This is a genomic window from Rhodococcus sp. KRD175 (genome assembly GCF_017168275.1).
Classification (GTDB): Bacteria; Actinomycetota; Actinomycetes; order Mycobacteriales; family Mycobacteriaceae; genus Rhodococcoides; species Rhodococcoides fascians.
In genome coordinates this window covers 62,207-73,416 of the sequence record NZ_JABFAQ010000025.1, presented here as the reverse complement: position 1 = coordinate 73,416, position 11,210 = coordinate 62,207, and the positions used below count along the sequence as shown (strand labels likewise).

The following is an 11,210-nucleotide window of genomic DNA, read 5'->3' as shown; positions in this document are numbered from 1 at the left end:
CTGATCGATCCACGTGCACAACCGGCGAGCTCGGCTTTCGTCACGACGACGCGATCACCGACTCCGCCCGTTGGATCAACGATGCCAGAGCGGTCGACAACCCCTCTGCACCGAGGGCGGGCAAGATGCCCGGAATCAGTGCGGACAGCGTGACCGTCACCAGAGCCTGCGGCTTCATCGCCGCGCCCATCGTCGCCGACATCTGCGTCAGTTTGGCGTTCAGGGCCGCAAAATCGACACTCGTCGATTCGTGCTCGAGTGCCACCGCATCGGGCGCGGTCGCCGCTGCGTCGGCAATCAACTGCGGTAGGTCGTCGACCGTCTTCGGCTTGGCGCGCGGCGCGAACTCGGCCTTCTCCTCGTCCGTGAGGATGTCGATGGATCGCAGCACCACCTCGGGATCGGAGACGACCGTCCGCAGAATCTTCGACAGCCGCTCGGCGAACGTCGCTATCGTCGATTCGTCGAAGATCGACGTCGCGTAGGTGAACGTCGCCTCGATGTCCTGCAGCGCTCCGGTCTCGTCGAAGTTCTCGACGGCGGTCAGCTGAAGGTCGAACTTCGCCTGATCGTCGCCTGCCGGCAGCGCCTGCACCTGCAGGCCCGGCAACTCGAACGTGCCCGTCGCATGGTTCTGGAACGTCAACATCGCCTGGAACAGCGGTGTGTAGGCACTCGACCGAGCGCGGCCGAGCGCATCGACCAGCCGCTCGAACGGAACGTCCGCGTGGCCGAACGCCGCGAGGTCCTTGTCCTTCGCCTGACGTACCAGGTCCAGGAACGTGCCGTTCGGATCGATCTGCGTGCGCAGCACCAACGTGTTGACGAACATGCCCACCAGGTCGTCCAGTTGCTCCTCGCCGCGTCCTGCGGTCGGGGTGCCGATGCTGATGTCCGACGAGTTGCTCAACCGGCCCAGCAGAACCGCGAACGCGCTGTGCACCACCATGAACGTCGTCGCCGCATGCTCGCGGGCGATCTTCTCTATGGCCGACGCCACGTCGGAACCGAACGTGAAGCCGTACGACGCGCCTTCCATGGTCGGTCGAGGTGGCCGTGGGCGATCGAGCGGCAGTGCCAGTTGTTCCGGCGCTCCCGCCAGCTCGGCGGTCCAGTAGGCCAGCTGCTTCGCCAGCGGACTGTCCGGGTCGTCCTCGCGGCCGAGTACATCACGCTGCCACAGCGCGAAATCGGCGTACTGCACCGGCAGCGGTGCCCACGACGGCATCTCCCCCGCCACCCGAGCGGTGTAGGCGACCATGACATCGCGGATCAACGGCCCCATCGAGAACCCGTCGGCGGCGATGTGGTGAGCCACCACGGCGAGGACGTGTTCGTCGTCGCCGACCTGCAGCAGCGCAGCCCGGACCGGGACGGTCTTCGTCACGTCGAATCCCGCACCGAGGACGTCCGTCAGGCGGGACACCACGGCGTCCGGTGCCACCTGTTCGGGTTCGAGATCCACCCCGACGTCGGCGACGCCACCGATCTGCTGCACCGGGCCGTCGACCGAATCGGGGTAGGCCGTCCGCAGAATCTCGTGGCGACCGAGCACATCGTCGAACGCGCCGCGGAGCGAGGCAATGTCGAGGGCACCGGTCAACCGCACCGCAACGGGGATGTTGTACGCGGACGAGCCCGGGTCGATGCGGTTGATCGTCCACATCCGTTCCTGGGCGATCGACAGGGGTAGTCGATCGGGACGCTCGCGCACCGTCAGTTCCCGGCGGGCACCGCCGCCGACGAGCGGCGCGATGTGTGCAGCGAGGCCCGCCACCGTGGACGCCGCGAACACCGATCGCACGGGAATCTGCGCGTCGAGAGCCTGGCCGAGGCGCGAGACCAGTTGAGTTGCGATCAACGAGTTTCCGCCGAGGGCGAAGAAGTCGTCGTCCAGCCCCGCGCGGTCCAGCCCGAGCAGTTCGGCAACGGTCGTCGCGACGATCTCCTCGATCGGGGTGACCGGTGCGCGGAACTCGGTGGCCTCGAAGTGCGGCGCGGGCAGCGCCTTTCGGTCCAGCTTTCCGTTGGCATTGAGCGGTAGCGCTTCGAGCACCACGAATGCCGCAGGCACCATGTACGACGGAACGAGATGCAAGAGTTCGGATTCGACGTGCGCGACATCGACGACCTCCCCGGCCCGGCCGACGACGTAGGCCACCAACTGGTCACCCATGGACTCGCCGCTGTGCACCACGACGGCCGAATCTGCCACTGCCGGCTGCGACCGCAGGGCCGCTTCGATCTCACCGAGCTCGATGCGGAATCCGCGAATCTTCACCTGGAAGTCGGCCCGATCGATGTACTCGAGGTGCGCCGGGGCCGGCGTTCCGTCGACGACGGGCACCCGCCAGCGCACCAGGTCGCCGGTGCGGTACATCCGAGAACCGTTCGCGTCGAACGGATTGGCGACGAATCGCTCCGACGTCAGGTCCGCGCGCCCGAAGTAGCCGCGCGCCAGCTGCGCGCCGGCCAGGTAGAGCTCGCCGCTGACACCCGCAGGCACCGGATGCAACCGCGAGTCCAACACGAACACCGTCGTGTTCGCCTCGGGAACACCGATCGGCACCGCGGTCGTATCGGCGTCCGTCACCGCGTGCGCGGTCACCGACACCGCTGCCTCGGTCGGCCCGTACAGGTTGTGCAGGTCGGTCGATCCGTTCCGCTTGCGGAACTCCTGTGCGACGGCAGCGGGCAGTGCCTCACCGATCGCCAGCACCCGCCGCAGGCTCGGCGATACCTCTCCCGCGGCGACGGTGCCGAGCATCGACAGCATCGACGGCACCAGGTGCAGTGTCGTCACCGACTGCGTGCGAATCAGTTCCAGCAGGTAGTCGGGGTCACGATGACCGTCGGCCTCGGCCACGACGAGCCGTCCGCCGGAGGTCAGCTGCGACCAGAACTCCCACACCGACAGGTCGAACGTCGCTGCGGTCTTGAGCAGCGCTGCGTCGGTCTCGTCGAGTGCGTACTCCGCACGCAGCCAGTTCAGCTGGTTGACGACGGCACCGTGCGAGACCGCAACGCCCTTCGGACGACCGGTCGATCCGGACGTGAAGATGACGTACGCGGTGTTGGCTGCGGTGAGCACCCCGGTGCGTTCGGACGCGCCAACCGGAGCACCCGAGTAGGCATCGGCGTCGAACCGGGCCAGATCCACGATCGGGGCAGCATCGGTGATCTCGGCACCCACATCGCCGGAGATCAGAATGCACGCAGGAGCGGCTGTCTCGAGAACCAACGCGTTGCGCTCGGCCGGCTGGTCCGGATCGATCGGAACGTACGCCCCGCCTGCCGTCGAGATGGCGTACATGCCGACGAGGAGATCGACCGAGCGTCGAATGGCAAGGCCGACAGGCACTTCCGGCCCGACACCCATGCCGATCAGGTGCCGCGCGAGCTGCGAGACCCGCTCGGCGAACTCTCCGTACGTCACCACGCCGTCGTCGTGGACGAGTGCGACTGCAGCGCGGTCGCGTTCGGCGGCTGCACCGAACAGATCGGGCAGGGTCGTGTGTTCCACGACACCGAAATCGTGAACCGTGTCGTTCCAGTCCTCGACGATCGCAGATCGCTCGCCGTCCAGCAGCACGTCGAGATCGCCGATGGGTGTCGACGGCGACGCCACGACGGCGGCCAGCACGGCCTCGAAGCGGGCCACGAGTGAACGGGCGGTGCTCTCGTCGAACAGATCCGTCGCGTACGTCAGCAGGGCATCGAAGCCACCTGCCGCGCCGTCGCCCTGCTGGGCATCGGACACGATCAGATGCAGATCGAACTGGGAGTTGCCGGTCTCGGTGTCGAGCGCCGAGATTTCCAACCCGTCGAGCTCGAACTCGCGGCGAGCGAAGTTCTGGAACGAGAAGCCGACCTGGAACAGCGGGTGCCGAGCCGTCGAGCGCGTGGGGTTGACCACGTCGACGAGCCGCTCGAACGGGATGTCCGAGTTGGCGAACGCCTGCAGATCGGTTTCACGCGCGGCGTCGAGGAGATCACCGAAGGTCGCCTCGCCCGGAACATCGAGTCGCAACACCAGGGTGTTGACGAACATGCCGACGAGGTTCTCGATCTCGGCCTCGCCGCGACCTGCGATGGGTGTACCCACGACGATGTCCGAGGACCCCGAGATCCGCGAAAGCAGTACCGCGAAGGCCGCATGCACGGCCATGAAGACGGTGGCGTTGTGCGCGCGGGCCAGTTCTGCGAGCCGGGCGTGCGCGTCGACGTCGATTCGGAAATCGATGCGATTGCCGCGGAACGTCTGGCTGGCCGGACGCGGGCGGTCGAGAGGTAGCTCGATCTGCTCGGGCAACTCCGACAGCGCGGCAGACCAGTGTCGAATCTGTTGCGCTGCAATCGATTCGGCGTCGTCCTCGGAGCCGAGAACGTCGCGTTGCCAGAGCGCGTAGTCGGCGTACTGCACCGGCAGCGGTGCCCATGCGGGATCGGACTTCCGGGTACGGGCGGCATAGGCCGTCATGACGTCGGTCGACAACGGCATCATCGACAGACCGTCGGCGCTGATGTGGTGGACCACCATCGCCAGTACGAACTCGGTGTCGGAGACTCGGAACAGCGAGGTCTTCAACGGAACCTCTGCGGTGACGTCGAACGTCGACGCCAACAGTTCCAGCACCCGGGCGGTCACCGATTCCGCGTCGGTGTCGATCACGTCGAGAGTCGTCGGCACCTGGGACATCGGCACGACCACCTGATGCGGTCCCTCGGGTGAATCCGGGTACACCGATCGCAGTGTCTCGTGCCGCTCGATGACGTCAGTGACCGCGCTCTGCAACGCGCCGACGTTCAGATCGCCGCTCAGGCGCAGAGCGAACGGGATGTTGTACGCCGTCGAGTCCGAGTCGAACCGGTTGAGGAACCACATCCGCTGCTGCGCGAGCGACAGTGGAACTCGATCGGGACGAGGCCCCGGCACCAGCGCCGGCCGCGCGCCCGAGCCCTGCTCGACCCTCGCGGCGAGTGCCGCGACCGTCGGGGCCTCGAACAGTGCCCGGACCGGGACCGTCGTGTCGGCGGAGGCACCGAGTCGGGACACCACCTGGGTGGCCACCAAAGAGTTGCCGCCGAGTTCGAAGAAGTCGTCGTCGAGACCGACCCGGTCGAGACCGAGGACGTCGGCGAAAACCTCGGCGACCATGGACTCGATCGGAGTCGTCGGTTGCCTGAACTCACGGGTTCGTGCGGCCGGTTCGGGCAAGGCTCGTCGGTCCAGCTTTCCGTTGGTGGTCAACGGAATTGCGTCGAGCACCACGAACGCCGACGGGACCATGTACTCGGGGAGCTGCTCGGCCACCGACGCACGGACGGCGTCGACGTCGATCGTGGAACCGGTTGCGGGCACCAGGTAAGCGACCAGGCGCGCGGCACCGGGAGCGTCCTCGCGCACGATCACCGCGGCCTGTCCGACGGCCGGAGCCGACAGAACCGACGATTCGACTTCGCCCAGTTCGATGCGGAAGCCGCGGATCTTGACCTGATCGTCTGCGCGACCGACGAATTCGAGCTCGCCGGTGGGCGACCACCGGGCGACGTCGCCGGTGCGATAAAGCACGGAACCGTCGCCTGCGAAGGGATCTGCCACGAATCGTGTCGCCGTCAGGTCCGGCCGACCCAGGTATCCCCGCGCCACCTGACCGCCCGAGACGTACATCTCTCCCGGGACACCCGCCGGCACGAGGCCGAGTCGCGCATCCAACACGTACACGGACAACCCGGAGATCGCCCGACCCACCAGTGACCCCGATGCCTCCGCGGCAGCCTGCGCATCGAGCGCCCGATGCGAGACGTGGACGGTGGTTTCGGTGATGCCGTACATGTTGACCAACTGTGGGGAACGATCGCCGTGCCGATCGAACCAACCGCTCAATCGACGCAGCTCCAACGCTTCTCCGCCGAAGACGACGTAGCGCAGCGCGTACTCGGCAGCACCCGATGCCGTGCGGTCGGCCTGGTCGAACTGGTAGAAAGCAGACGGGGTCTGGTTGAGCACGGTCACGCGTTCGCGAATCAACAACTCGCGCAGCGCTTCCGGCGACCTCGACGTGAAGTAGTCGACCACGACGACGGTGCCACCCGTGGTGAGCGGGCCCCACAGTTCCCACACGGAGAAGTCGAACGCGAACGAGTGGAACAGAGTCCAGACGTCGGCGGGACCGAAATCGAAGTGCCGCTGGGTGTTCGCCAGCAGGCGGACGACGTTGCGGTGCGGGACGACGACGCCCTTGGGGGTGCCGGTCGAACCCGAGGTGTAGATGACGTACGCAGCTTCTGCGGCCGTCACCGCGGGAAGGACGTCCGTTGCGAACCGGGACTCGTCCGCTGGGGTGTCCATGTCGACCCTGGGCAGTTCCGGCGGTAGCGCGACCTCGACACCGGTCCAGGTCAGTACCGCGGCGGGACGCGAGTCGGCGAGCACGAACTCGATGCGATCGGCCGGGTACGACGGATCGATCGGTACGTATGCACCTCCGGCCTTGAGCACCGCGAGCAGCGCCACCACGAGATCGGCCGTGCGAGGCAGTACGACTGCGACCGCGGATTCGCGGCCGACACCCTGTGCGACAAGAACTCTCGCCAGTGCCGTCGACTCGGTGTCGATGTCTCCGTACGTGCGCGACCGACCGTCGAAGACGACGGCGGCAGCGTCCGGGTTCTCCGCGACCCTGGCCGCGAACAGGGAGACGATGGAGTCGGCAGAATCCGCGACCGCCGGTGCGTCCTGGGCAAGGGCGAGAACGTGATCGCGCTCGGCCGTATCCATCACCGGGATGTCCCCGACGGGCTGCTCGGCATCGGTGCCGACCGACTCCAGCACGCGGATCAGGCGCTCACCGAAGGCGCGGGCTGTGTCCTCGTCGTAGAGATCACGGGCGAACGTCACGTCGATGGCCGAGCTGCCGTCCGCCTGGTTCTCGGTGAACGTGAACTGGATGTCGAACTTCGCCGTCTCGACGTCGAGATCGACTCCGCGCACGGTCAGGCCCGGGAGCTCGAGTTCGGTCTGCTCCATGTTCTGCACGGTGAGCATCACCTGGATCAGCGGATGCCGCGCGGCCGACCTCGGTGGGTCGAGTACCTCGACGAGTCGCTCGAACGGCACCTCCGCGTGCGCGAACGCCGACAGATCGGTGTTGCGCGTACGGGCGAGTAGATCGGTGAAGGCAGCACCGGGATCGATCTCGGTGCGCAGCACGAGGGTGTTGACGAACATACCGATGACGTCGTCGAGTGCCGCCTCACCGCGACCGGCGACCGGAGTACCGATGGCGATGTCGGTTTCGCCCGACAACCGGGAGAGCAACACCGCGAGAGCAGAGTGCAACACCATGAACAGTGAGCTCTGATTGGCGCGGGCTACCGCGCCGAGGCGCGCATGCGTCTGCGCATCGAGAGTCAGCCGAATGTTGCCGCCGCGGTAGGACGACCGATCGGGACGCACTCGGTCGCCGGGGAACGTGCTCTCGTCCGGCAGTCCCGACAGCGTTCGCGTCCAGTGTCGGATCTGGCCGGACACCGGTGAATCGGGATCGCTCTCGGAACCGAGCACGGTCTGCTGCCACAGGGTGTAGTCGGCGTAGCGAACCGCGAGCGGTGCCCAACCCGGTTCGCTTCCTGCACTCCGGGCCGCGTACGCGATCATGAGGTCGCGAGTCATCGGTCCGATCGAGAAACCGTCTGCGGCAATGTGATGTGTGGCCAAGGCCAGCACATGCCGGTTCGAGTCGAGCTCGAGCAGGATGGCGCGGAGTGGGGGTGCGGCCGTGACGTCGAAACCCTGCACGAAGAACTCGGCCAGGGCGGCGGTGACGTCGTCGGCGGTGACCTTCGTCGGTGCCAGCTCCGGAGCTACCTGCGCTGCGGGGACGATGACCTGAGACGCCACCCCGTCCACCTCGGGGTAGACGGTGCGCAGCGATTCGTGCCGTTCGATGACGTCGGCCACGGCAGAGCGCAGCGCGGCGACGTCGAGGTCACCGATCAGTTCGATGGCGACGGGCAGATTTTCCGTTGCCGAATCGACGTCGAAACGGTTGAGGAACCACATCCGGCGCTGGGCGAGCGACAGCGGAACGAAGTCCGGCAACTCGGTGCGCACGAGAGGAATCTTTCGTCCCGATCCCGAGAGTTCGTCCAGCTTCGCCGCGAGAGCCGCCACCGTCGACGCCTCGAAGATGGTCCGAACACTGACCGTGGTGTCTGTCGCGGCACCGATGCGCGACGCCACCCTGGTCGCCACGAGCGAGTTACCGCCGAGAGCGAAGAACTCGTCGTCGGCTCCGACGACGTCGACGCCGAGCACGTCGCGGAACACCTGCGACACCACGATTTCCGACGTGGTCGTCGGAGCGCGGAAGGCACGCTGCTCGATATCCGGTGCCGGGAGCGCGCGCCGGTCGAGCTTGCCGTTGGCGGTCAGCGGAAGTGCGTCGAGCACGACGGTCGCAGCCGGAACCATGTACCCGGCGAGCGAGCGGGCGGCGAACGCCGTCAGGTCGGCCACGTCGACGGTCGCACCGGAGGCGGGGACCACATAGGCGACCAGTTGATCTCCGGCGACGGCCGTCTGCCGAACCAGCACCACGGCCGACTCCACCGACGGGTGCCGGCGCAGCACGGTCTCGATCTCCCCGAGTTCGATGCGCAAACCACGCAACTTGACCTGGAAGTCGGTGCGGCCCAAGTACTCCAGACGCCCGGTGTGAGACGAGGACTCCCGCCAGCGCACCAGATCGCCGGTGCGGTACATGCGAGAACCCGGTTCGCCGAACGGATCCGGCAGGAATCGATCTGCCGTCAGATCCACTCGGCCGAGGTAGCCGCGGGCCAGTTGGACTCCGGCGAGATAGAGCTCACCTGCGACTCCGGGAGCAACCGGGGACAGTCGGGAGTCGAGGACGTACGTTCTGGTGTTCCACACCGGAACACCGATCGGAACCAGGTCGACGTCCGCCTCGGACACCTCGTGATAGGTGACGTCGACAGCCGCTTCGGTGGGTCCGTAGAGGTTGTGCAGCGCCACGCCCGGCAGGACGCGTCGGACGCGTTCGCCGACCTCGGCGGGCAGCGCCTCACCGGAGGCGAACAGAGTCCGCAGCGACGCGGCTGCGGACGACGACTCGGCTGCGACGACGGAGACGAAGACCTCGAGCAACGACGGCACGAAGTGCGCGGTCGTAACCGACTGCGCCTCGATGGTCTCGAGCAGGTACTGCGGGTCTCGGTGCCCGTCCGGCTTCGCGATGACCAGCGTCGCCCCGATCTGCAACGGCCAGAACAGTTCCCACACCGACACGTCGAACGTGACGGGGGTCTTCTGCAACACGACATCGTCGGCGGCGAGCTCGTACTCCGACTGCATCCACAGCAGACGGTTGACGATTGCCTCGTGTGTGACGGCCACGCCCTTCGGCTGCCCGGTCGACCCGGACGTGAAGATGACGTATGCGGTGTTCGTCGGGGCGAGTGCACCGATTCGGTCCGCGTCGGTGATCGGTGCATCGGAGACGCCCGACAGGTCGAGAACGTCGATGTCGATCACGTCGAGCCCGTCGGCATCCACCGAGTCTCGTGACGTGCTCAGTACGCACACCGGTGCCGCGGTGCGCAGGATGTGCGCGATTCGCTCGGCAGGCTGATCCGGGTCGATCGGTACGTAGGCACCGCCCGCCGCGACGATCGCGTGAATTCCGACGAGGAGCTCCACCGAACGACGGGCGGCGATCGCCACGGTGGTCTCGGGCCCGACACCACGATCGACGAGGTACCGGGCAAGACGAGCCACCCGTGCGTCGAACTCGCCGTAGGACACCGACTCGTCACCGAATACCAGTGCGGTTCCGTCGGATTCGACCGACCGCCCGAGGGAGGCCAGCGTCTGTGACCGGTCGACGTCGTGGTCGGTGTCGTTCCAGTCGTCGAGCACGCGCTTGTACTCGACGTCGTCGAGCAGTTCGATGTCGCCCACGACGGTCGAGAGGTTGTCGGCGACGGATTCGAGGACCTTGATCAGGCGCTCACCCAGGGTGACCACCGTGGACTCGTCGAACAGGTCGGTGGCGTAGGTGACCTCGAACGTCATACCCTGCGCCGCGCCACTGGGTCCGAACGATTCGACGAACGTGAACTGCAGGTCGAACAGTGCAACCAGGGTCTCGAAGTCGACGCCCGAGACCGACAGTCCCGGTAGTTCGAGATCCTTCTGCCCCAGGTTCTGGAACGCGAGCACCACCTGCACGAGGGGATGACGTGCCGTGGAACGTACCGGGTTGAGGATCTCCACCAGACGCTCGAACGGAACGTCCACGTGTGCCAGCGCCGACAGATCGGTCTCGCGAGCATCGGCGAGTACCTGGTCGAACCTGCGCGCGGTGTCGATCTCCGTTCGGAGCACGAGGGTGTTGACGAACATGCCGATCAGGTCGTCGAGCGCCGCCTCACCGCGGCCCGCGACCGGTGTGCCGATCGCGATGTCGGTCTCGCCGGACAGCCGCGACAGCAGTACCGCGAGGCTGGTGTGCACCAGCATGAACAGCGACGCGTTCTCACGTCGGGACGCCTCGATCAGAGCGCGATGCAGTTCTCCGTCGATCGAGAAACGCACCAGCGCACCGCTGTTCGACGCCACCGCCGGCCTGGGACGGTCGGAGGGCACATCGAGCTGATCGGGCAGACCGGCCAACGTCGTCGTCCAGTAGTCGATCTGCTGCGAGACCACGGACGTGGGGTCGTCCTCGGAGCCCAGCACCTCGCGCTGCCACAGGCTGTAGTCGGCGTAGTCGACCGGAAGCGGAGTCCAGTACGGCTCCTGGTTCATCGACCGCGCCGCATAGGCGTTCATGACGTCGCGAGTGAGTGGGCCGAGCGAGAAACCATCGGCGGCGATGTGGTGCACCACGAACACCAGCAGGTGCTCGGTGGGGCTCACCTCGAACAACCGGGTACGGAACGGGAGGTCCTTCGACAGGTCGAATCCTGTCGTCGCCAGCTCGCGCATGGCATCGGCCACCTGATGCGCGGAAATTTCGATCGGCGTCAATTCCGGTGTGGCCGTCTGCGCGTCGACGATCACCTGATGAGCCGTGCCGTCGGTCTCCGGGAACACCGTCCGTAGAGACTCGTGCCTGGCGACGACGTCCGCGACCGCGATCTGCATGGCCCGGCGGTCGAGCAGACCGGACAACCGGACGGCG

At 66.8% G+C, this 11,210-nt stretch carries 1 protein-coding gene and 1 tRNA gene; one reads left to right on the top strand and one right to left on the bottom strand.

Going from position 1 to position 11,210, the window contains the following annotated elements:
• Nucleotides 1-40: 40 nt before the first annotated feature.
• Entirely contained in the window at nucleotides 41-10,945 is a 10,905-nt protein-coding gene (locus tag J1M81_RS24140; protein WP_283348281.1) for a non-ribosomal peptide synthetase, read from the bottom strand.
• Between J1M81_RS24140 and J1M81_RS24135 the strand changes: the two genes are divergently transcribed.
• Nucleotides 10,898-11,004, top strand: a tRNA-OTHER gene (locus J1M81_RS24135). The two genes, J1M81_RS24140 and J1M81_RS24135, sit on opposite strands and share 48 nt — an antisense overlap.
• Nucleotides 11,005-11,210 lie beyond the last annotated feature (206 nt).